The sequence below is a fragment of the Solibacillus merdavium genome (genome assembly GCF_014836935.1).
GTDB lineage: Bacteria > Bacillota > Bacilli > Bacillales_A > Planococcaceae > Solibacillus > Solibacillus ferritrahens.
On record NZ_JACSPW010000009.1, the window covers coordinates 98559 to 121839 of the forward strand.

Annotated in this window: 20 protein-coding genes and 1 riboswitch; of the genes, 3 read left to right on the forward strand and 17 right to left on the reverse strand. The window is 36.0% G+C overall.

The features are described from left to right. Positions 1-429: 429 nt before the first annotated feature. Entirely contained in the window at positions 430-852 is a 423-nt protein-coding gene (locus tag H9632_RS11045) for an organic hydroperoxide resistance protein (protein WP_191704140.1), read from the reverse strand. A gap of 234 nt (positions 853-1086) precedes the next feature. Between H9632_RS11045 and H9632_RS11050 the strand changes: the two genes are divergently transcribed. Beyond that, entirely contained in the window at positions 1087-1671 is a 585-nt protein-coding gene (locus tag H9632_RS11050) for a hypothetical protein (protein WP_191704141.1), read from the forward strand. Between the two features lie 131 nt (positions 1672-1802). Here the strand turns inward: H9632_RS11050 and queE are convergent, their stop codons facing one another. Together queE and queD are read right to left on the reverse strand one after the other, a co-directional pair. Then, positions 1803-2531: a 7-carboxy-7-deazaguanine synthase QueE gene (queE, locus tag H9632_RS11055; protein WP_191704142.1), complete on the reverse strand. Its 729-nt coding sequence runs from the start codon at positions 2529-2531 to the stop codon at positions 1803-1805. Further along, positions 2524-2997, reverse strand: a complete 474-nt coding sequence (gene queD, locus H9632_RS11060; protein ID WP_191704143.1) for a 6-carboxytetrahydropterin synthase QueD — start codon at positions 2995-2997, stop codon at positions 2524-2526. Before queD ends, queE begins: the two co-directional genes overlap by 8 nt. A gap of 125 nt (positions 2998-3122) precedes the next feature. Next, positions 3123-3169, reverse strand: a riboswitch (PreQ1 riboswitch). A 570-nt stretch (positions 3170-3739) separates the two neighbouring features. Here queD and H9632_RS11065 point away from each other — a divergent pair. Next, on the forward strand, positions 3740-7522 hold the full coding sequence (locus H9632_RS11065) for a S8 family serine peptidase (RefSeq protein ID WP_191704144.1): 3783 nt from the start codon (positions 3740-3742) through the stop codon (positions 7520-7522). Positions 7523-7595: 73 nt separating this feature from the next. On the opposite strand, the gene H9632_RS11070 is transcribed toward H9632_RS11065, so the two are convergent. From H9632_RS11070 to H9632_RS11085, 4 genes are all read right to left on the reverse strand, one after another. Then, positions 7596-8864 (reverse strand): OFA family MFS transporter, encoded by a 1269-nt coding sequence (locus tag H9632_RS11070; RefSeq protein ID WP_191704145.1) that lies wholly within the window; start codon positions 8862-8864, stop codon positions 7596-7598. A gap of 328 nt (positions 8865-9192) precedes the next feature. Further along, positions 9193-9936 (reverse strand): DUF4230 domain-containing protein, encoded by a 744-nt coding sequence (locus H9632_RS11075; RefSeq protein WP_191704146.1) that lies wholly within the window; start codon positions 9934-9936, stop codon positions 9193-9195. A 730-nt stretch (positions 9937-10666) separates the two neighbouring features. Then, positions 10667-12337, reverse strand: a complete 1671-nt coding sequence (locus tag H9632_RS11080; protein ID WP_191704147.1) for a sodium:solute symporter family protein — start codon at positions 12335-12337, stop codon at positions 10667-10669. A gap of 17 nt (positions 12338-12354) precedes the next feature. Further along, positions 12355-12657 (reverse strand): DUF4212 domain-containing protein, encoded by a 303-nt coding sequence (locus tag H9632_RS11085; RefSeq protein WP_191704148.1) that lies wholly within the window; start codon positions 12655-12657, stop codon positions 12355-12357. 686 nt (positions 12658-13343) lie between these two features. On the opposite strand from H9632_RS11085, the gene H9632_RS11090 reads away from it, so the two are divergent. Then, positions 13344-13487, forward strand: coding sequence for a hypothetical protein (locus tag H9632_RS11090; protein WP_191704149.1), 144 nt, complete (start codon positions 13344-13346; stop codon positions 13485-13487). A 298-nt stretch (positions 13488-13785) separates the two neighbouring features. Here H9632_RS11090 and H9632_RS11095 read toward each other — a convergent pair whose 3' ends face one another. The 10 genes from H9632_RS11095 to walK all read right to left on the reverse strand — a co-directional run bounded on the left by H9632_RS11095 (position 13786) and on the right by walK (position 23277). After that, positions 13786-14517, reverse strand: coding sequence for an ABC transporter permease (locus tag H9632_RS11095; protein ID WP_191704150.1), 732 nt, complete (start codon positions 14515-14517; stop codon positions 13786-13788). Further along, positions 14517-15248 (reverse strand): ABC transporter ATP-binding protein, encoded by a 732-nt coding sequence (locus H9632_RS11100; RefSeq protein WP_191704151.1) that lies wholly within the window; start codon positions 15246-15248, stop codon positions 14517-14519. The genes H9632_RS11095 and H9632_RS11100 overlap by 1 nt, the downstream gene beginning before the upstream one ends. 4 nt (positions 15249-15252) lie before the next feature. Beyond that, the gene (locus tag H9632_RS11105; RefSeq protein WP_191704152.1) at positions 15253-15681 is read right to left on the reverse strand and encodes a helix-turn-helix transcriptional regulator; all 429 of its coding nucleotides are present in this window, start codon (positions 15679-15681) and stop codon (positions 15253-15255) included. A 470-nt stretch (positions 15682-16151) separates the two neighbouring features. Then, positions 16152-16631 (reverse strand): 23S rRNA (pseudouridine(1915)-N(3))-methyltransferase RlmH, encoded by a 480-nt coding sequence (gene rlmH / locus H9632_RS11110; RefSeq protein ID WP_191704153.1) that lies wholly within the window; start codon positions 16629-16631, stop codon positions 16152-16154. 90 nt (positions 16632-16721) lie between these two features. After that, positions 16722-16886 carry a CxxH/CxxC protein gene (locus H9632_RS11115; RefSeq protein WP_191704154.1) on the reverse strand — a complete coding sequence of 55 codons (165 nt, stop codon included), beginning with the start codon at positions 16884-16886 and terminating at the stop codon, positions 16722-16724. Positions 16887-17048: 162 nt separating this feature from the next. Beyond that, the gene (locus tag H9632_RS11120; protein WP_191704155.1) at positions 17049-18341 is read right to left on the reverse strand and encodes a S1C family serine protease; all 1293 of its coding nucleotides are present in this window, start codon (positions 18339-18341) and stop codon (positions 17049-17051) included. 157 nt (positions 18342-18498) lie between these two features. Beyond that, positions 18499-19287: an MBL fold metallo-hydrolase gene (locus H9632_RS11125; RefSeq protein ID WP_191704156.1), complete on the reverse strand. Its 789-nt coding sequence runs from the start codon at positions 19285-19287 to the stop codon at positions 18499-18501. Between the two features lie 12 nt (positions 19288-19299). Further along, positions 19300-20136 carry a two-component system regulatory protein YycI gene (locus H9632_RS11130; RefSeq protein ID WP_191704157.1) on the reverse strand — a complete coding sequence of 279 codons (837 nt, stop codon included), beginning with the start codon at positions 20134-20136 and terminating at the stop codon, positions 19300-19302. After that, positions 20123-21445: a YycH family regulatory protein gene (locus tag H9632_RS11135; RefSeq protein ID WP_191704158.1), complete on the reverse strand. Its 1323-nt coding sequence runs from the start codon at positions 21443-21445 to the stop codon at positions 20123-20125. Before H9632_RS11135 ends, H9632_RS11130 begins: the two co-directional genes overlap by 14 nt. Continuing rightward, positions 21442-23277: a cell wall metabolism sensor histidine kinase WalK gene (gene walK, locus H9632_RS11140; RefSeq protein WP_191704159.1), complete on the reverse strand. Its 1836-nt coding sequence runs from the start codon at positions 23275-23277 to the stop codon at positions 21442-21444. The genes H9632_RS11135 and walK overlap by 4 nt, the downstream gene beginning before the upstream one ends. Positions 23278-23281: the final 4 nt, after the last annotated feature.

Consider the following 23281-nt stretch of genomic DNA (forward strand, 5'->3'; position numbering starts at 1 on the left):
TTATTCAATGAAATGACGGTTATTTTTCATAAGAATACTGTTTTTAGCTAAGCTAGTTTGTAATTTCTTTAAGCTTCGCTTGATTCCTACTTTTGTACAAAAGTTTCCTAACTCTATCTAGCAAGTACACTAATAGATTATGGTTTTTACCTTTTAAACATCTTTTCCATAACTAAAAAAGCGCTCCTCTACTAATTAGGAACATTTGTAAGAAATTTAGAGTCGCTTATTCTATTCCCTAAATGACATATCATTAAACTAAATATTCAAACAAAAATGTTAAAAACCTAAATATTAACTTAAAATTCTTTTCTCAATAGGTTAAAAAGAACTAATTATTATAGTGACTATTATTTTTGGGTGGAGAATAAAGTTTTTGAATTCAAAAAAGCTATTCTGAGCATTTCGCCTACAGAATAGCCAATTAATTCAAATAATCTCAAGTGTTACCTCTATATTCTTTCTTGTTGCTTTTGAATAAGGACATACTTCATGTGCTTTATGCACAAGCTCTTCTAATTTTTCGCGCTCAATGCCAGTCCCCTTTACCTGTAAAACAACACCAAGCTTAAAACCTTGATCCTGCTCGTCCTTTAACAGACTGACATTAGCTGTCACTTCAGAGGTAAATTTAATACGGGCTTTACTTGCAGTTGATTGGAGAGCACTATCAAAACAAGCGGCATATCCAGCAGCAAATAATTGTTCAGGGTTTGTTGCATTTTCAATCTTCTTCGCACGGGGTGTGCCTGGCATTGCAGTATCGAATTGAACCACCCCATCATCTGATTGTACTTTACCTTCACGACCTCCTGAAGCAGTAGCAATAGCAGTAAATAATTTTTCAGACATTAACACTTCAACACCTCTCAATATTGGTTACAACCTATCTCTACCCTCTTTTTCCTTTTTAATGCATTTATTATTTTTTTATTTAAGTATTATTGAATATGCTGCAAATATTAAAAAATAGAGTGAAATACATAAGGAGCTACAGGGCGAGATAATTAAAAAGAGTAATGACTTAGTTTTGAATACATAAGGAGGGGTATCAACATAGTATTTAGTGGGGAGGGATAGTAAATTATGTTTGGAATATCTGACCTCATTTCACTGATTATTTCTGCGTTTATTATATTACCTGCTGTTGTATTTCTTCGGGAAATGGGCTATATAATTATAAGTTGGCTATTTGGTGTACGCGAGCCAAGAATAACAATCGGGTCTGGACCAAGAATTATTAAACTTGGGATGGTCGATATTCGTAAATACTATCATGTGTATAGCTGGTTTTCGTATGATGAGTTAAAATATGAAAATAAGTTTGCCTATATTTGTATGTATTCAGGGCCTATTTTAATCAATCTCTTCTTTGGTCTTACAATCAATTTTTTAATCGCCAATGGATGGGCTGAAGAATACAAAACATTTTGGGATCGGTTTGTTTTTTATGCTTTTTATTATGTACTATTCGATGCAGTCCCAATGATTACGTTCAACGGAAAGCCCAATAATGGAATGATTATTTATCAAATGATTCGGTATGGGAAACGTATTGATTCAGCTAAAGAGCCCTTCCTCCCAGCGACTTCAGATGTGGAGAAAGAATATCAAGAGTACATGAAGGAATCTGAGGAAATTAAAAAACAACATAAAGAAGAAAAACCATAACTAAACTAATAATAGATGTTATATAAACTAGGTCCATGCAGGCCGTTTGTTATAAATTTTAAATAATCTATAGGAAAAATAGCTTGGTGGGTGCAGCACCGCATTAACCAAGCTCTTTTTTTCTTTTAATTCTATACGCCTCTTTTATTTCCCCAGATTAGGGTATGCAGTTGCGGTAATACCTTCACATTTTTTAATTCTGTATCCATCATAACTTTATGGATTAACCTTTGATAATTTTCCAATAAACGCTTAACCAATTCAGAATTATCCTTTGAATTAATATCATCATTTCCAACCTGAAGATAAAAATTGATACTCGGAAATTGAAGATGTACTTGTTTTGCATAAGCATAATCCTCTTGATTAAAGACCACAATTTTGAGAGAAATATGCTGATTGTTGTTTCTCTCTCTAAGTTTCTCAAAAATATATGAGAGCATAGAAAAGTCGGTCGTCATGCCAGAACTTGGGGGCTTAGGTGAAATGGTTAATTCATCAATTTGATACAACCAGTCTTGCCACTTGCTTCCCTGGGTCTCCACGCCAATCTTTATATGATTCTCTTTTAAAACTCTAACAAGCGATTCCAGATTACGAAGAAGGGCTGGATTTCCCCCTGAAATTGTGACGAATGAAAAGCTGTTGCCTCCAAGGCGTTTTAACTCTGACCAAATCTCTTCTGCTGTCATTTGTACGATAAGATGTTTGCCACTACCATCCCATGTAAATGATGAGTCACACCAGGAACAAGAATAATCACACCCAGCTGTGCGTACAAACATTGTCTTCTGACCTACTACCATTCCTTCCCCTTGAATCGTCGGACCAAAAATCTCTATAACAGGAACTTTATTCAAATTCCATCCACTCCCTTCTCGCTTCAGCATAGCTTGTAGGAGTTTCATATAACTTAATAAATTCTACTCGTGCCCCATTAAATGTTTGTTCATCAAGCAAGGCTTCATTCAATTTTTCAAAGATCCAGACAACAATATTTTCTGCCGTCGTGTTCATCGGTGGTAGAGTCTCGTTTAAATAGTGATGATCTAAATATATCTCTATTTTTTGTTTCCAAATCTCCTTGATGTCACCAAAATCAAGCACGAGACCACGTTCATCTGGATAACCACTTAACCCTAAGACTGCACGATATGTATGACCATGTAGGTTTTTACATTTGCCCTCATAGTTATGTAAATGATGAGCCGCATCAAAGGTAAATTCTTTACTGATGAGAACACGTTTTGAATGATACTTTAATTGATTTCTTTGAATATCTTCATCGACTTTTTGTAGTTTCTCAACAATTCTAAAGTTAGACATTTAATAAGATTCCTCCCTGAAAATTTTCCCGACAACTTTCAAGAGAGGCCTTGTCATTCATCCTATTAAAACATATGTATAAATAAAAAAAAGCCACGTCCTTTATGGACATGGCAAGTTGTCATGTATCCATAGTTTTTTATAGAGGGTATAAGCTATGAACCTCTCCCGTTCAATTCCGGGTATTCTTTTATAAGAATATAATATACAAAGTATTAGAAAATTTCAAATTTATTATTTCACTAAAAATACCCAATGTCATTTTTACTCCATACTTTCTAATAATTTATCGTACTTAAGGTATTAGCTTATCTTTCTGTTATTCCCTTCAAAAGAAACCTATGGGAAAACAAAGCAATTTTTTTGTTGATACTTATTGTAAAACCCAGATGAAAAGTTAATATATTAAAAAAGATAGCCGAGACTATATGGTAAAAGCTATACTTTTTCAATCTTAATATTACTATTTTAAAAAAATATTTTAATAATATCATATGACTTTAATACAATTACTCCTCACTTTACTCGGGTGAAGATATTCTAATTTTAATGCATAAAGTTCTACTTTTTTATTAAATTCCTAGGCAGATAGATTTAACATATTTTTGAAGAAATGATACTAATTATCAATATTTTAAAATATTTAAAATTTTCGATATTCGAATTGATTCCCTTGTGATAAATTGGAAATATCATACTAGACTGAAAAGTATGACAATTAAGAGTGAAGGGGAAATGAGATTTGAATAATTTTAAATTTACGAAGTTCTTTAGTAGTATTCTAGCTATCGTTATGGTGCTGTCTTTATTGATGCCATTCTCGAGTGCAAATGCTGAAGAACTGAAATCATTCAAGCAGAATAGTCAAAGTGAAAGTATGATTCAACTAAAGGCGGCTATTGCTGAACAGCTAAGCTTGTCTAAGGATGGTCCAACTCTTCACGAAAGCTTACAAAGTGTATCTGGCAATCAGGATATTGCAGTCATTGTTCATTTATCTGAAAAGCCTGTTGCACTAGAGCAAGGGATGAGCCAAGTTAAAGGCAAAAAATTCTCCAATGCTAGAGCAAATGAAGTTCGTTCAAATGTAAAAGCTCAGCAAGCAAAAGTAAAAAAAGAGTTAGCTATTAAAAAAGTACAGATGACTCAAGGGTATACGTTTGATACAGTTTTAAACGGTTTTGCAGCAACTATTAAAGCAAATGATCTTCCGAAACTGCTTTCAGTAGACGGAATCACACTAATTGAGCCTGATGCAACGGTTTATGCATCAGAAGATCAAAATATGAAATCATCGGAGCTTATTAAAGAAGAAACATTAGAAGCTTATATGAATACAAGTAATTCCTTCCTTGGCATCGAACAGCTATGGAACGAAGGTATTGAAGGACAAGGAGTTAAAGTAGCAGTACTAGATACGGGTATTGATGCAGATCACCCGGAATTTGCCGGAATTTATAAAGGTGGTAAAAACTTTATTCCCCACTCATCAACTTACAATAAGCCTCGTGCAGATGACGATGCATCGGAAACATTACCTTCAGAGCGCCCAGCTGGGACACCTGAATTTAATGCAAACGGTAGCTCGTTCTATACTTCTCACGGTACACATGTTGCTGGGACAATTGCAGCAATCGGAGCTAACGAATTTGGCATCAAAGGAATTGCTCCAAAAATAGACCTTTATGCTTATCGAGTTCTTGGAGCATATGGTAGTGGCGCTACATCAGGTATTGTTAAAGCTATCGAAACTGCCGTTTTAGAAGAAATGGATATTATCAATCTTTCACTTGGCGGCGGAGCTAACTCTGAAACGGATGCTGGTTCATTTGCAATTAACAACGCAATGATAGCGGGAACAATCGGAGTCATTGCAACAGGTAACTCTGGTCCAAATCGTGGAACAATGGGAACACCAGCAACTGCTCGTCTAGGGATTGCTGTTGGTAACACAACAAATCCAGAAACAATGTATAACGGAGAAGTTAATATTACAGTTGGTGATTACAACTTAACAAAACAGCTTCCATTAATGGGAACAACTTTTGGTAAAGATTTAGCAACACAGCTTCAAGGTGAATTCGACCTAGTTGCGATTCCTGGAAACGGAGAAGTAAAAGATTTTGAAGGAATTGATGTAGCTGGTAAAGTAGCATTAATATCTCGTGGCAATATTGCATTCGTTGATAAAATTGCAAATGCAAAGGCCAATGGTGCAATTGCAACAATTATTCATAACTTTGCCGGTGGATCGAATGCACCGGACATCTCAGGAACTTTCCTTGGTGATTCATTCGAATTCCTACCAACTTTTGATATGTCAGTAACAGATGGTAATGCAATCCGTGCTGCATTAGCAGGCGGAACTGGAAAAGTAAGTTTTGGTAATTTTGCTTCCACAACAACATCTGGAGATGATGTAAACTCTTCAAGTTCACGCGGGCCATCTACACCGAACTTTGACATTAAACCAGATGTAACGGCGCCTGGAACAAATATTATGTCAACAATTCCGATGTACAAAGCAGATTTCCCTGATGCAGATTACGCGGAAGCATATGCTCGTAAAACAGGAACTTCTATGGCAACACCACATATTGCAGGTATTGCTGCATTAATAAAGCAAGCAAATCCTAATTGGAGCGCCTTCGATGTAAAAGTAGCGCTTTCCAATACAGCAAAAGTTTTAGATAAAACAAAATATGATGTGTTTTCTCAAGGTGCGGGACGCGTAAATGCTTATGCAGCGGCTCATCCAGAAATTCTTGCATATGCACTTGATAACGCTATTTTAGATGGCACAGGTGCTGTTGTAGAAAATCTGAAAGGTACTGTTACTTTCGGTCCTCAATCACTGAAAGACGGTAATATTTCTGTAACGAAACAAGTTTTAGTAAAAGATATTAAAGGTAATGGCGGTAATTATAATGTTTCCGTTGATGTAACGAAAACTTTCGGTGATGCAACGATTACAGTAGATCAGCCAACATTTAATTTAGCTGGTGAGCAGCTTTTAAATATTACATTAACCGCTTCACAAGCTGTGGCACCAAATGGCTCTGAAATCTTAGGTTTTATCCACATTAACGGTGGCGCTACAGAAGCTTCATTGCCATTCGCGGCTGACTTCGGCAGTGCAGCAACAACGGAAATTAAAGATTTTAAAATTACGGAAACAGACTTATCGTTTAACGGTGATGGTGTGAAAGACTCAGCAGTACTTTCATTCACATTAACTGGAGATGTAACAACGAACTATATTGAGCTTTGGGATATTATGAATCCTGAAGGCGGAGAATATGGAGACGGGTATATTGGTTATCTTCATTCAGGTACTTCACTTGGAAAAGGTTCATATACACTGAATGTTGGCGGTCAGTATAAACCATGGGGCAGTGCACCTGCAACAACGATTCCAGATGGTCTATATACAATTGATTTCACAGGTCTTGCAGCTACTGGAGTAGTTTCGGATTACGTTGGACCAATTGTCGTGAAAACAACTAAACCGGAAATTACAGGTACAGCAGCTGAAGGTATCGTTACTGGACAAGTAACAGATAAGTATATTGACTATAATGAAGAGTTATATTTATACGGATTAGATTACAACTTAAATGATAAATTAAAAGCTTCATATGTTGCGACTGTAAATGGTGAAGTACAAGCTCCGGTTTCTTTCGACTTAAATCAGGACGGTAGCTTCACATTCCCGGTAACAGCAGAAACGAACGCTGTAACAGTGGTAATTAATGATGCTGCAGGAAATGTTGGCGAAGCGATTATCTTTGAAAATGAAATCGTTGAACCGGTAAAAACACTTTCTGTTAACCCTACTCAACTAAGCTTAACAGCTGGCGAAACGGCACAGCTTACAGTAACAGAAACATCAACACCTGCTGCAGGTGATGCAACAGAAGAAGATGTAACCTCAAAAGCTACTTATGTTGTTGCAGATGAAAATGTAGCAACAGTAGTTAATGGAGTAGTAACTGCAGTAGGAGAAGGTACGACAACAATTACTGCTTCATACGGTGAAAATGAAGTAACTGTAAATGTTACAGTTACAGCACCAGTTGTGGAGGTACCAGTCGTAACACTGGAAATTGACCAAACTCACGTTGAAACGAGCATCGGTAAAGAAGTGAACGTTACGATTACTGAAGTAACTACTTTAAACGGTGAAACGACAGAAAAAGATGTTACAAAGCTAGCGAATTACAAAGTTCAAAATGACAAGATTGCTACTGTAAAAGCCGGTACTGTAAAAGGTAAAGGCCAAGGTACTACATCTGTTACAGTAACTTATGGTGAACATACACTGACGTTCGATGTGACTGTTGTTAAGCCTGGCAATGGTAACGGCAACGGCAATGGCAATGGCAACGGCAACGGCAATGGCAACGGCAATGGCAACGGCAATGGCAACGGCAATGGCAATGGCAATGGCAACGGCAATGGCAACGGCAACGGCAATGGCAATGGTCCTAAGCACAATAATGAATTTACCGAGTCTGAGCTATAATTAATTTTAGTTAAACAAAAAGAGAAATTGCACAGTGCAATTTCTCTTTTTTACTTATATATTTATCTTAGACCTACCTTATTACCATTTCTTCTTTCTTATTAAACTCTTCATTTTCCAAGTTTACTTTTTCAGGCTTTACAACGAATATACTAATTAAAGTTGCAAGCGTGAACAAAGCCATAATTACGTATAATACCATGTCATAGGATTGTGTCTTTTCCAGAATAAATGCACTTAGCTGGTTCCCTGACAATCCTGCAAATGCCCAAGCTGATAAGGCTAATCCATGCACAGTTGAAATACTGTCTAAACCAAAACGGTCAGATAACAGTGGCGGTAAAGATGAGAACCCACCACCATAACCTGCATTTACGATACACAGTAAGGCAATAATAAGAATTGCCATAGAATTATTAATCCCATTAAACACAACCGTACATAAAATAATCCCAATGGAAGAAATGAATATAATTTTATAGATGGAGTTACGATCTTTTAAACGGTCACCCCATGAAGAGAAAGCAATTCTTCCACCTGCATTGAAAATAGCTGTTAATGAACTAACTAAACCAATTGCTCCAAATCCAATGAATGCTAAGATACCTTTTTCTTGTGAAATTAATGCTAAGCCGCATGTAATATTGATATAGAACATCAACCAAATACCGATAAACGTTTTATTCGTTAATACTTTTCTATAACTAAAGCTTTGCATTTGTATACTTTCTTCTTCATATCCTGCTGGTTTCTTTAAAATTAAGTGTCCAATAATCATCATTACTAAATAGATTCCTGCCAAAACGTAAAACATTGTATAGATATTTGTTGGATTTACTAAAATCCCCTCATTGTTTCTTTCACCAAGTAACCTTTCCATTAACGGACTAGCAATGACCTTTGCTAAACCAAAACCGGCAACAGCAAGACCAGTCGCCAATCCTTTTTGCTCTTTAAACCAAAGCATCAGGGTTTTTACTGGTGTTAAATAGCCTATTCCAAGTCCAATCCCCATAACAAATCCATAAGAAATATAAATACCAATTAATGACTTTTGATAAATAAAAAAACCTGTTGCAGCCATCCCAACGACAAAAAATGTGGCCGCAAGCAATGACGACTTATGAATATCTCTTTCAACAAATTTTCCTCCAAAGGCCGCAGACATTCCCAAAACAAAAATGGCTATGCTGAATGCCCATTCCACTTCACCAACAGAATTTCCAATGTAAGAGGCAATATCTGCCTTGAACAATGACCAGCAGTATACCGTACCAATACTACAGTGAATCAATAAAGCTGGAATTACAGCACGCATCCACTTATTTTCAAACTTCTCCACAATAAAAACTCCTTCATTATCCCAACAACCTAAAAACACGAACATTAAAAACTAAATTATATTATACATTCGTGTTTCGTTTAAAAATATCGTTATAATAATTAGTTTTTAGGATAAATGTTATTTAATTACGAAAATTAATAAAATGATTATATAACATCTTTACACATAAATGAATAGTAATTGTTATATTAAAAACATTTTTTCTAAGAAAATTTAGAAAAGTCACTTTAAATACTCTTTTTTATTCGCAATAAAAAACAGCCTAATTATATTAATTAGACTGTTAAGAAGTGTTTTAAGAAGTTCCATTATTTGAAGTACCACTTTAATTAAACGTTATTTTCACAGTATAGCCTAGGTTGCTAAAGAAACCCTTGAGAACTTTCTCCGCACTTTTTTCTGCTGATTCTAATAAGCCTATTTCAATAGCCTTATCTTTAATCTCCTTCTGCGCTATTGCTGCAAGGTCAAATCCTTCATTCCATTTTACTTCTCCACGAAATAGTCCTTCGTCAGAGAAAGTTTTAACTTGATCCATCTGGATTGCTGGATCATGTATAAGCGTTGCCCGTGGCAGAACGATTTCTAACTCTTTTTTATCATCATTCACCTTTATATCGTCTGAAGTTATACCTTTAAGATCCACTCCTGCAATGACTGTAGCAGGAACAATTAATAACAGCTCTCTCTTTGTACCTGGCAAATTGATAGCAATGTTATTTCCGAAGAGCTTATTATCCTCTTCCTCAATAGTTACTGTTACATGAGCTTCAGCAGTTGCAAGCGTTGCTAATTCCTGGACTTGTTCTATAAACACTGTACTTTCATTTTTAAATGTACTTCCAAAAAACAACCAAGTACTTCCAAACGTGAGGGCTATGAGTAGCAATGCAATCAAGAACAACTTTAATCCCCAAAATTTAAATAGGATCTTAAATAATGTTCCTGAAATATTGGTGTTTCCTCTATTTTGCCCTACAACGGCAGTAGCTGCACTTTCTTCATCGCCCTTTTTTAGTTCCTCTAATACTCGCTCAATTTGTATTAATGCTTCATCTTTTTTACTCATAGCATTTCCCCCTACTCTTTTACCCTAATGATGTATGTATAGTAATCTCATATTTTTAAGGTAGGTGAATTTTATGAGTTTAGCAAGTTATATCCATAAAATCCATTCAAATCCTATAAAGGCTGAAAAACATAGGCTTATACACAGAATACATAATTATTTAAGATTTCACAGATTACTATGCTATATTAAATAAGTAGAAAAATTACTAATAATTGTTGACACTGAAAATGTTAATTTATGATAGCCAAATAAGCATTATTGGGTGCCAAACCCATTAGAGTTCTTCAGGAACAAAGAATTCTACCGCAGCATCTCCTTGTGAGATGCTGCATTTTTTTTTCGCAAGAATTTCTTATAGCTATCAATAAAGTAGGTTAATGACATACATATTCCCGGGTGCTAATCTCCAAGTTAATCAGTCTATAAAAACGAGGTTAGGAAAAACCAAAAAACACCATTTTTCTCAAAGAGAAAAATGGTGTTTTTTTACTGTCATAAAATTGATTTCCATTCCAGAGACGCTTTTCACGGGTGTGGCCTAAGCCTGTAATCTCAGGCCTCACGGTATTCCCGTAGGAGTCCCCCTTCATTCCAATCAATTTCATAAGATATCAGTTTCTTATTAAGAGATTTCGACTATTCTAATGGAATTTCCACTTCTGTCCTAGCCTCATTTTGAAATTCTAGCAATTCTGTACAAAAGGTGATGAACTGCCCCCCTCTGATTTTATTGATCTTTCGATGAGCCATCGTTTAAATAAACTTCACCATCTTTATAAGTCATTTGTTCAGGATAACGTAGGTTTATAACTGCATCCTGAAGTTCTTGTGAAGGTGGACGGGTTGAAAGTGACACAATGATATTAGTAGCGAAAGCAGCTATTGCCCCGAAAATACCAGCACCTGTATCGATAATTCCTAATATCGTAAATCCACCATACTTCGCACTAAAAATGTAAACAAGTGTCACAGTTAAACCGACAAGCATACCAGCCATAGTTCCTTTTGCATTCGCTCGTTTCCACCAGACGCCCAATACAAGTGCAGGGAAGAAAGTACCTGTAGCAAGCGCAAATGCCCATGCGACAATTTGTGTAATGGCACCAGGTGGGTTCAATGCAATAATTCCAGCTAGTAATGTTGCAACGACAATTGAAATACGACCTACAAGTAGACGTTTTTGTTCAGAGGCTTGAGGATTGATGATCCGATAATAAATATCATGTGCAAACGACGAGGAAATTGAGATCATCAAGCCACCAGCAGTAGATAACGCAGCCGCCATTGCACCTGCAGCCACTAATCCAATAACAAATACACCTAGATTTGCGATTTCAGGAGTAGCCATTACGACAATATCATTAGCGATTTTAAGTTCAAGCCACTGAAGAATGCCATCACCATTCGTATCGACTATCCCTAATTTTCCTGTATCAATCCATGATTGAGTCCAGGCCGGTAACTCCGCAATCTTTTTACCAGCGATTTCCGTCATTAAAATGAAACGGGCAAAGGCTGCATAAGCTGGTGCACTAAAATATAAAAGTCCGATAAACACTAGTGCCCATGCACCTGACCAACGCGCTGCCTTCATAGTCCCTACCGTATAAAAACGGACAATAACATGGGGAAGTCCGGCTGTACCACACATTAATGTAAACATGAGCGCTAAAAATTGCCACTTGGTTCCATTTGTAAATGGCGCAAAGTATTCTGAGATTCCGAGCTCTCGGTCAAGTTCGCCCATTTTTGTTACAATTTCACCATAGGAAATCCACGGTAAAGGATTACTCGTTAATTGTAATGACATAAAAATAACTGGTACTAAGTAAGCAATAATTAAAATAATGTATTGTGCTACTTGTGTCCAAGTAATACCTTTCATCCCACCAAATGCTGCATAAAACGCAATTAACACAACGCCAATCATTGTTCCTATTTTTGCATCAATTTCAAAAAGGCGTCCGATTACTACACCAGAACCTGATAGCTGTCCAATGGAATACGTGAAGCTTATTATTATTGTACATATAGCCGCTATTATTAGTGCTGCCTTACTATTAAATCGGTCTCCAATAAATTCAGGTACAGTAAAGCGCCCGAATTTACGAAGCTGTGGTGCAAGTAATATCGTTAAAAATAAATACCCACCAGTCCATCCCATAATATAAGCTAATCCATCATAGCCAAGTAGCATGATCGTACCGGCCATTCCGATAAAGGACGCGGCACTCATCCAGTCTGCTCCGATTGCCATCCCATTAAAAATAGGAGGAACTCCACGGCCAGCAACATAGAAATCAGATGTTTGCTTTGCAGTATTAAATACTGCTATCCAAATATATAAAGCGAATGTACTTAATATAATCACCAGTGACACTAAAAATTGACTATCCATTATTCAGCCCCCTTCCATTAGTGATCTATCATATTTTTTGCGCCTATTTCTTTATTGCGTTCATCATCAATCCCATACTTTTTATCAATTTTGTCACCGACAATCGCATTTACAAACAGTAAAACAATGAAGGTAAACAATGCTCCAATTGCTCCCATAAAATAGTGGAATGGGAATCCTAAAAATTGAATTTCAGTCAATGAGTCTGCAAACGCTACCACGACATAAGACACAAGAAACCAAATAGCAAAATAAACTAGCATGTACCTATTTTTCTCACGGAAATAAGCATCAGCAACTTTTTGATCAACCTTTTTCATTCGGACCACCTTTCTTCATAAATTTATTTCAGATCAAAAATGAATTGAAGCGTTTCCATTAAAGGAAGCGGGACCAACAGTACTTTGACTATCATTAAAATAACTAGTGCAGCTACAGGAAAGCTAAGTGCAATAAAACGTTTTTTTATTAGTGCATAGGTAAGGCAGCAAATAGTAAATAAAATAAAAAACAGCAGCAACTAAACACCTCCTATAATCTCAACGTTTTCTAATATATGTTGGAAATGATCCGGATAAAACGAATATGAAGTAAAAAACTCCTAGACAATTGGCTCAAAAAAAAATAAAAAGATTACTTAAGACAAGTAACTAAGTAACTATTGACAATATGAAAACCACCTGAAACGATGACAAATCAACGTCTTAGATGGTTCTTTTAAAAACTACACTTATTTATGATACGGTTCACCTTTCCTAGTTTAAGTGCAATTATTATTTATCCTTAATCCCTCTTATATGCACTAGAAAAAAGAATTAATGCTACCTGGTAAGCTGCCAAGCCAGCCATTCAAGTAGCGTTCTTTGTTGTGTGCATAATTAGTAACTTACAGTTATTTTTTAAATCTAATAACCTTTAAAAATAAAGAATAAAATTAACCGTTCTGAACAAATTAAATTTGACTCTGTCGCTTAGTTTTGACTTATAAAATGGAGGTGAATGATTGATGGCTAAGAAGAGTAAAACAAGTTTTACAAAAAGAAAAAAGCCGAAAAAAGATATTAATCATCGTGAAGAGTATTCCAAAGAGTTTAACCAAGTGATTCATAATAATCCTCCACAAGAAGTGACAAAGCACAGAGGCATATAAGAGAAGCTTTAGTCCGATTCGACTTAGAACTTGGACTAAAGCTTTTCTCACATCGAAAAAAAGGTTTGGGATTCTAATGGACCTGAACTTTCTTAGTTCTCTAGAGGAAACAGGCTGTTTGCATTTTAATGGTCCTACAACAATTTGCTATTTAGGTCACGACTAAGGCAACACCGATATTTTTTTTCAAATAATAAAATGCTTGTCATTTCCTCTCTTATTTCAATAATTTAAATTAACAGAGCTGTTAATTTAAATAAAAAAACCTACGTTTAAGTAACGTAAGTTTGATTAACTATTAATTTTGCTGAATTTTATATTTGAAAATAAAAATCGAAAGACTAAAAAGGACAGCTCCATAAACTACCACAACATATAAATGGGGAAACATTGCGCTAAAGTCTTCTGCTACAATTGATCGAACTAAATCAACAGCGTGGACGAATGGTAGAGCATAAGCGACTTTTTCAAAGGCCCCCCCAATTAACGATACATCGAACCATGCGCCAGATAATAGTGCTGTCAAGTTCGTTAACAAAGCTCCACATAAGCCTACTGCTGCCTTTTCGCTAAATAAGGTGCCGCATAATAGTCCGATTGCTATGAAAATAGTAGATGTAATTAGTAAGGCTATAAATGCAAATACATGGTTGAAAGATAGTTCCAAACCTAAAAAGTAAGCTGTTATAAAACAAGTAATACTTTGAAGCACAACAATTATCCCTAAAGGAAGCGTATAACCAATAATAAAATCACTTGCTCTCATAGGAGTAGTTAGCAATCTTATTAAATAGGAAGTAGAACGGTCTTTCGCTAACGTTTGTGCTGCAAATAAAGCAATAAAAGAAAGGCTAAATACTGCGATGCCAGGTGTTAAATGTTCAATATTAAAAAGTGCTTCTGGAACATTGCGATTAATCGCAGTTAAAAGCAACAGTAAAATGATTGGAAAGGCTATACCAAAAAATAATGAAATCGGGTCGCGTACAATTTCTTTCGTACAACGTCCAGCAAAGACAAGAGCCCTCATTATAATTCGCCTCCTGTTACGAAATGCACAAATGCATCCTCAAAGTTTTCTTTACTTGCTGTTATAATGAGCTCGTCTACTGTACCAAGTGCCTTTATTTCGCCATCCTTCATAATACAAATGCGATCGCACAAGCTTTCTGCTTCTTCTAAATAGTGCGTAGTGAGTACAATTGTAGTCGTCTCTCTCAGTTTATTAATCATTGCCCAAAGTTCACGGCGGCTAATGATATCTAACCCTAAAGTTGGTTCATCTAAAAATAAAATTCGAGGATCTGCAATTAGAGCCATTGCAATGCTTAACTTTCGTTGCCAACCACCGGATAAATTCTTACCACGTTGATGTTCGTAAGGCTGTAGTGAAAACTGGCTAATTAAAGCCTCCGTTTTTTCAATGGACTTCTCCTTTGAAAAACCGTGAATGCGTGCCATTAATAGTAAATTTTCACGTACAGATAAATTTGGTGCAATGGACGTTTCCTGAGGGGAAACAGCGAGTAATTTTCGAATACTTGGTAACTCTTTACTAAGCGAATGCCCAAGGACAAGCGCATCTCCTGTAGACGGTTTTGCTAGGCCACTTAGCATATTTAGAAGTGTCGTTTTACCAGCGCCATTTACACCAAGGAGTCCGAATAGTTCACCTTGGTTAATCGTAAGTGTCATAGGAGAAACGGCAACTTTTTCTTTAAAGCGTTTTGATAAACCTTGAAGTTCAATTGCAGCATTCATTAATTTATTCCTCCTCTTTTTGCTGAGCTTTCACCATATCTAAAAACTGTTGAATCATTTTTTCAGGTGCTAACGCCAACCCACGATCCTCATCTCCTATAATAACGACTGAATCACCTGGGTTAATTTGAAAAATTTCACGGGCTTTTTTCGGAATTACAATTTGGCCGCGTTCCCCTACTGTTGCTGTCCCAAAAAAATGCTGGCCTTTCGGTGGAATATCTACACCCGTTTCTTCTGAGTTATGGTTTACTAATGCATCTAAGGTTACTCCGAAGAAATTGGCAATATTCATACTATGGTGTAAATCTGGTGTCGATTCGCCTTTTTCCCATTTTGCAATTACTTGACGTGAAACATTTATTTCTTGGGCTAATTGCTCTTGAGTTAGATTACGACGTTTTCTCAACGAGCATAAATTCAAATTAATCATACTTTTCATCCTCTCATAATTAATTATAAACACTACTTTAATAGTAAATCTACCAACGGAGCATAACATTAATGTTATCATTCGTAGCGTAATGTGATATGAAAGTAGATGTGATGGATAAATAACATATTCTAACAAATCGCAAAATTTTTAGACATTAGCTCTGTTAAAACTGAATGTTGAAATAAAAAGCGCTAGCCTCCGTTACGGCTAGCTACAACTATTTAATAAGATGAGTAATACTACTACACCTGAAATACTGAATAAACATCATCTCAGATGGCCATTTTATAGATCCATACTTACTTAAAGCACAACCTTTGTTTCGTTAATCGCCAATGTATTACCTTTGAAATTTTTACTTTGCGAAGGTGGATTTTTCTAATTTTTAGAGGTGGAAATTTTTGATGAAAAAAAGCCATCAAAACATTCATTTTTCAATGCTTTGATGACTTTCTTAAAAACTGCACTTATTTATGGTACGGTTCACCCTTAATAATTCTGAAACTTCGATAAATCTGTTCTACTAATACTAGCTTCATCAATTGATGAGGTAACGTCATCTTTCCAAAGCACAACTTTTCATCCGCCCGTTTCAGTACATCGGAGTGAAGTCCTAACGATCCTCCAATGACAAAAGCCACTTTACTTTTTCCATATGTCATGAGGGATTCTAAATCCGCGGCCATTTCTTCACTAGTTTTCATTTTGCCATCTAAAGCGAGCGCAATAACATATGTCCCCTCATTAATTTTCGCAAGGATGCGCTCACCTTCTTTACGTTTGACGATTTCCATATCAGCTTCGCTCAACTGTTCTGGTGCCTTTTCATCTGGTACCTCTACTAAGTCCACCTTTGCATATCCGCCTAAGCGCTTTACATATTCTTCGATACCCATCTTCAAATACTTTTCTTTTAATTTACCAACTGAAATGATTGTTATATTCACAGCTTATCCACCTTTACACTCCATTTACAAACAAGTTATCCACAAAAGTTATGCACATATCCACAACAAAAACCTATATATTGTGTAAAGTTATTTACTTGATACTATATATGTTGCTTGCTCTTCACAATAAGAACAAGTTGTTGATAACTTTTCATCTTCTGTTAAAAAATCCATCGTTGGAAATTGTTCGGTCTCTGCTACAAGCATATCTAAAGCGTGATCTATATGGGTTTCACAGCTAAATTTTTTCATATTCAATCCTTCTTTCTTTTCTGAAATTTCTAGAAACTTATTCACAATTTTTAAATGTTATCCACAATCCATTGTAACAAACAAAAATTGGGTAGAAAAGAAAAGCCTTTTCTTCTCTACCCATTGTGTATAAAATAATTCTAATTTTTAGTTATCCACAATTTATAATTGTGCATTTTCTACCAATTCTAATTGTGCTTCAACAATTTTTCCTTCACGGTACACTTTAATCTGCAATGTATCCCCAATTGTTTTCTCGTTATATAAGTGCTTTCGCAGCTCAATTGAATTTTCAATTGTTTGTCCATCCATCTCAACTATGACATCATATTGCTGTAAGCCCGCTTTATCCGCAGCAGAACCGCGCACAACTTGTGAAATGACAACCCCATTCTTCACTTCTTCTGGCAATTGTAATGTTTGTTGCTGATAATAAGCAGGTACTTCAGTTAAATCTACCAATGAAATACCCATAGTCGGGCGTTGAACTTCCCCGTGCTTCTCTAATTGTTCGATAATAGGTAGTGCCGAATTAATCGGAATTGCGAACCCTAAACCTTCTACAGAAGATTGTGCAATTTTCATCGAATTTATTCCTATTAAATCTCCCGCGATATTAATTAGAGCACCGCCGGAGTTACCTTGGTTAATCGCTGCATCTGTTTGTAAAACTTCAGTAGACCAGTCTTCTACACCATCTTCATTTAGATCGACTGGTACAGAACGATCCTTCCCTGAAATAACACCTGTTGTTACCGAGCCATAAAATTCTAAGCCTAATGGATTTCCGATTGCAATAACTGTCTCACCTTGTTTTAATACATCGGAATCACCAAATTGCGCCACTGTTTCAATTCCTTCACTCGGAATAGAAATAATCGCCAGGTCTGTCCAAATGTCCGCCCCTACAAGCTGAGCTTCAACTTTTTCGCCATCTTCCAATGTTACTTCAATTTGCTCTGCACCATCTACAACATGGTGATTCGTAACAATAAATGCAAATTTCTCTTCTACTTTATAAACAACTCCTGAACCACTACCCACAGCTTGAGCTGTGCCGGTGCTTTGGTTCCAGAAGTTTGGTGCAACTTTTTGGATATTTGTTATCCCTACTACAGCACTCGATACTTTTTCAACTGCATTTGTAACATCGGTCGTTACTTCAGTTGCAGTTTGATTAATTGTTGAACCGGATGATTCATTTGAAATGGAGTTTATTTCATTTGAACCTGGCAACTGATTAGCAAGAGAAGGTAAGAGGAGCCATAATAATAAAGCACCGACAACAACACCGCTCAGTCCCGATATAAAGTAGCCAAATTTACTGCCACTTTTATTTCTTTTATTTTTTAGACGTTGCTGTCTTTCTTCCTCTTCTCTTTTTAAACGAGCTTCAAGCTCTGAAATATGATTATTTTGGACTTCTTTTTTTTCATCGTCAGGAAAATATCCCATCGTATTCATCCTTTCATTACTTTTCTTACTCATAGCATACACATTTAACATTAAAATTAGATGAAAATTGCATAAAACCTCCTTAAAAAATTGCAAAGTTCCATTAAAAAAAGGTGTGCTGAAAGTATTCACTTTCAACACACCTCTTTACTCATATTTATACCATCACAAGCTTGGTAGGTTCATTTGCATCAGTATCATGTAAGTGCAAATATTCTCCCGTTATAATGCCACAAGACTGTAATGTTTGTTCGACACTCATACGAGCTAAATCTTTCATATTATTGTCTTTACTTAAGTGGGCTAAATAAATCTGAGTCTGTTTTTCCGCAACAACATCTGCCATTGCTACAGCAGCATCCTCATTCGAAACGTGACCGACATCAGATAAGATACGTCGTTTAATGTTCCAAGGGTATTTACCCATTTGCAGCATACTCACGTCATGATTACTTTCAAATACATAGGCATCTGCTGCTGCAATATATCCTTTCATACGGTCACTTACATAGCCCGTATCAGTAATGACAACAAGTTTACGGCCATTATCATGGAATGTATAGAACATTGGATCCGCAGCATCATGTGACACGGCAAACGATTGAATATCAAGACTGCCAAAAGTTTTTACTGTTTCCATATCAAAATCGAAGCATAAATCTGTTGGAATTGTACCAACTAAACCATCCATTGCAGTCCATGTTTTTGCATTAGCATATACCGGTATATTGTATTTACGTGCAATGACTCCAAGACCTTTAATATGGTCACTATGCTCATGCGTTACTAAAATACCTGATAAACTTTTCATATCACGATCTATATTAGCAAACAGTTGCTCCATTTTTTTTCCGCTTAAGCCTACATCAATCAAAAATGAATGTTCATCATTTTCTACGTAGACTGCGTTCCCTGTACTGCCACTTGCTAAAACGCTAAATCGCATTGTTAAAACTCCCTACTCTTCCAAATCCTCTGTCTCTTCGACGATTTCGGATAAATCATTTTGTAATTCCACAATCTTTCCTTGTACTGCATTTACAAAATGTATTTCTTCTTGTCCATCTTTTAGCTTCACACGTACTTCCCAAGTAGGCGCAAAAACCTGAGTTTGTGTTAATTGGACAATTGTGGAATAGCCAATATTCATCTCTAAAATTTGAGAATCTGGTTTTAATAAATTTTTATTATCTAAGATCTGCAAAACTTGTATTGCCGTTAGTAAATTTTGTTGTTTATCTAACTTCTCATGTTTTTCCAGCATTGTTTGCTCATACGCATACACACGATTTTCATCATCCCAGTAAATTTTTACATAACCACGTACATTGTAATACAGTGTTAAGTTATTTACCTTCTGGAAAAATGTAGCCTCTCTTTTTTCTTCATCAACATTCCATAATACATAGGAGTCGCCTTCTTGTACATTATTGTAAAGAAATTCAAGAAATGGATTCCTGCCACCGTTTTCCTGAAGCTTAACTGGCTTTTCCATCGTCACAATTAGCTTATTTTCATTTTCAATTTGTGTAAATTGATTTGCGGAATACGGTATTTCTGCCGGTGAGAATTTTTTGATTTGCCCAGAATAGTAAGCTGCACTTTCATTGTTATTTGGAAGTGCTATATACGTAATATTATCTTCTTTCAAACGCGCTTCAATTTTTTTCGTCGTTTCTCCTAAAACCTCAATTAGTTGACCTTCGTTATAGCTTTCTAGATATTGCGTATATAAAAAGAGATTCAATATTAAAAACACCCATATAAAAATAGATTTCGTTCTACTCCAATCCATCTATAATCCCCCCTGTACGCTCGGGTGATATGTGTGTCCACTCATTGTTCGAAATGGTAAACCAACTAGGTTCTAAAATGAACGCTTCATCTTGCGCGAAATAATAGCCAACAACAACTTCATCAATATCTTTAAATGAGTCATCCGTATTTCGAATATACTCGATTACTTCCTCACCAGATACCAATTCTTTCTGTTCTCTATAGACTTCGCCTTCTGTTGCGATAGAATAATAAGGACGTCGATAGCGGAAAATGCGATTTTCACCCCATGTTGTTATAATGCGGGTTGGGGTTGTCGTCATATTACTATAAATCGGCAATCCATGTAAAAACAGTTGATATTCCGTTATATGCTTTTCTATATTCATCGAAGAGAATCGATAGTCTCCTGTAAATCCACCATGATCATTTATATAATCAAAGCTATCTTTAAGTAATTTCGATGATGGAATGGGCACAATACTTTCTGCAGGCGGGTACACATAATTAAGAATGCGATTCTTAGTATCCACCGTCATTAATGATGTATCATCTGTATACCTATCCGAATATTCACTTTCAATATTTCGCTGTACAATTTTCGGTTGTGTAAAAACAATTGATTTAAATAAATTTGGGGAAATCTCCTGTATTAAATACGTATAGCGTGTCGATTGAATCGGATTTTTTGAGACATACAATGAGCGTAATGAATCTCGTTCTATTTCTACATATGGACTATAATCTTTAGCAGGCTCAATTACTTCTGTCAAAAACTTGTCTGTATTTACTATATCTGCATATGTTCTATATAATATCCGTTTTTCTGTATTCAAAAAGAGCAGTTGTAACTGATTGTTCGTTTCTAATGTTGACCAGTCCAAAATTAGGCGAGTAAAGCTTGCTCCCGGTATAGCCTTATCATTAAACGATACAACATTTGAAAAAACCTGTAACGGTAACTCCTCATTGAAAAACATCGTGACACGATTATTTGTTCTTATAATTCCATTCATTTTTTCATCAGATAGATTGGTATTAATTAAATCAAGCTCACTCGTTTCCCAAGTTCGTAAATAGCTGTAGAGTTCATTTAAAACACTTGGAGATACCGTACCGAAAAATTCGTCATTTTGCCGGTACAGCAGTCGATAAGGCTTTAATACATCATTCAATTCCTTTTGTTGACCGACCATAACTTCCTCAATCTGTGTTTCTTCTATTAACCCATAGTCGGGCTTGTAGTTCCAAATAAGAAGCGTAAAGATAATACTGAGCAAAACGAGGAATGTTAATAAAATTGATTTTACTTGTTCAACATATTTCATTCCCAATCCCCCGCTTCATCCAATTCGTATGGCAAAGTGAAGAATATCGTAGTACCTTGTCCTTCCTCACTTTCTGCCCAAATTTTCCCGCCATGTGCTTCAATCATTTCACGCGCAATTGCAAGTCCTAAACCAGTTCCGCCCATCGATCGTGCACGTGCTCGGTCTACACGATAGAAGCGATCAAAAATCCGTGCTACATTTTCCTTTGGAATTCCCATCCCGTCATCCGAAATCATGACGCGAAGCATATTATCATGTACAGTAAACCCGAAACGGATATAACCACCGTCTGGAGAATATTTCAATGCATTTGAAATAATATTATCGATTACCTGTGTCAGCTTATCGGTATCAATATCTACAAAATAACTTTTCTCTGGAAGTAAACGGATAAACTCTACATTTTGTGACTTCGACATTTCAAAGCGATCAATAATTTGTGTGAAAAACTTATTAAACTCTACAAATCCTAAATTCAATTCATACTCTTGGCTATCCATTTTAGAAAGCTGTAATAAATCATTTACTAAACGAATCATACGCTCAGTTTCTGTTTGTGTAACATTTAAAAACGTTGGGGCAATATTTTCATCACGCCAAGCTCCTTCTGCCAATGCTTCTAAATAGCTTCGCATTGTTGTAAGTGGTGTCCGTAGCTCATGTGATACGTTCGCTACGAATTCCCGCCGTTCCAGATCAATTTTCTCCTGCTCAGTAATATCATGCAATACGGTAATTAAGCCATTCACAAAGCCCGTTTCTTTTTGAATAACAGAGAAGTTGGCTCGTAAAATATACGGTGCATCACTCATGCTAAAATCAAGATTTACAGGCTCTTTCATATGAATTAAATCTTCAAAACTATATTCCTGATCCAATCTTAAAACAGAAGCAATTGGACGGTTTAAAGTAGATTCCCGTGTATCATGAAGTAAATCCAGAGCAGGCTCATTAATTAATATAATTTTCCCTTTGCGATCTGTTGCAATAACCCCATCTGTCATATTACTAAGAACACTTGCCAATTTCCGACGTTCAGCTTCTGTCGTAGACTGTGCTTCTTGTAGGCGATTAGTCAAATGGTTAAAAGCAATCGCTAATTGACCAATCTCATCTGTTCCGTATACACGTACTTTTCGGGAATAATTTCCTTTTGACATCGCTTGCGCCTGTTTTCGCATATCGGAAATGGGTCTTGTAATCGTTCGTGCAACAAGTATTCCTAAAATGATTGTAATAGCCAGAGACATTGCAATACCAGCAGCAAAAATACGGTTTATTTCATTTAGTTGTTCATATACTTTTTCAATATTAGATTCGACATATATAGCACCTCTTACTTCCCCATTTGGTCCCACTGTATCGGTTATGGGGAATGCAAGCAGCCAGACTCGCTGCCCTGTATCACGGTCCAGCGAAATACTATCCCATAACGTTTCGGCGGACATCGCTTTACTTATATTATCTTCATTTGCCCGTTGCCCCACAAGCGCCTGATTATTAGCGTCCGAAATAGCTAGAATACGACTGCGATTATTAACAACAATAATTTTGTTAATATCCTCTGTAGAGACTTCCTGTAAAATCGTTTTTAATCTCAACTCTATTGAAGGTGCCATATCATCCACTTCTTTAATCATTTCTTCGCGGATACTGTAGTGAACAAGCTCAATTCTTTGACGGATGGAATCTTGGAAATTCGTTTTTAAATTCGTCTCAAGCTGCTTAGAAAAATAGATCCCAATAATTTGAAGAGCAATAATTATTAAAAGTACATAGATTAATACAAGCTTTACATGAATCGATTTGAAAAAGCTTACTTTTTGCATGTAG

Bases quoted from the DNA above. Each gene is read 5' to 3' on its own strand.
- H9632_RS11045 (WP_191704140.1), bottom strand. From the start codon at position 852: ATGTCTGAAAAATTATTTACTGCTATTGCTACTGCTTCAGGAGGTCGT.
- H9632_RS11050 (WP_191704141.1), top strand. From the start codon at position 1,087: ATGTTTGGAATATCTGACCTCATTTCACTGATTATTTCTGCGTTTATT.
- queD (WP_191704143.1), bottom strand. From the start codon at position 2,997: ATGTCTAACTTTAGAATTGTTGAGAAACTACAAAAAGTCGATGAAGAT.
- H9632_RS11075 (WP_191704146.1), bottom strand. From the start codon at position 9,936: ATGAGTAAAAAAGATGAAGCATTAATACAAATTGAGCGAGTATTAGAG.
- H9632_RS11080 (WP_191704147.1), bottom strand. From the start codon at position 12,337: ATGGATAGTCAATTTTTAGTGTCACTGGTGATTATATTAAGTACATTC.
- H9632_RS11085 (WP_191704148.1), bottom strand. From the start codon at position 12,657: ATGAAAAAGGTTGATCAAAAAGTTGCTGATGCTTATTTCCGTGAGAAA.
- H9632_RS11090 (WP_191704149.1), top strand. From the start codon at position 13,344: ATGGCTAAGAAGAGTAAAACAAGTTTTACAAAAAGAAAAAAGCCGAAA.
- H9632_RS11095 (WP_191704150.1), bottom strand. From the start codon at position 14,517: ATGAGGGCTCTTGTCTTTGCTGGACGTTGTACGAAAGAAATTGTACGC.
- H9632_RS11100 (WP_191704151.1), bottom strand. From the start codon at position 15,248: ATGAATGCTGCAATTGAACTTCAAGGTTTATCAAAACGCTTTAAAGAA.
- H9632_RS11105 (WP_191704152.1), bottom strand. From the start codon at position 15,681: ATGATTAATTTGAATTTATGCTCGTTGAGAAAACGTCGTAATCTAACT.
- H9632_RS11115 (WP_191704154.1), bottom strand. From the start codon at position 16,886: ATGAAAAAATTTAGCTGTGAAACCCATATAGATCACGCTTTAGATATG.
- H9632_RS11120 (WP_191704155.1), bottom strand. From the start codon at position 18,341: ATGGGATATTTTCCTGACGATGAAAAAAAAGAAGTCCAAAATAATCAT.
- H9632_RS11125 (WP_191704156.1), bottom strand. From the start codon at position 19,287: ATGCGATTTAGCGTTTTAGCAAGTGGCAGTACAGGGAACGCAGTCTAC.
- H9632_RS11130 (WP_191704157.1), bottom strand. From the start codon at position 20,136: ATGGATTGGAGTAGAACGAAATCTATTTTTATATGGGTGTTTTTAATA.
- H9632_RS11135 (WP_191704158.1), bottom strand. From the start codon at position 21,445: ATGAAATATGTTGAACAAGTAAAATCAATTTTATTAACATTCCTCGTT.
- walK (WP_191704159.1), bottom strand. From the start codon at position 23,277: ATGCAAAAAGTAAGCTTTTTCAAATCGATTCATGTAAAGCTTGTATTA.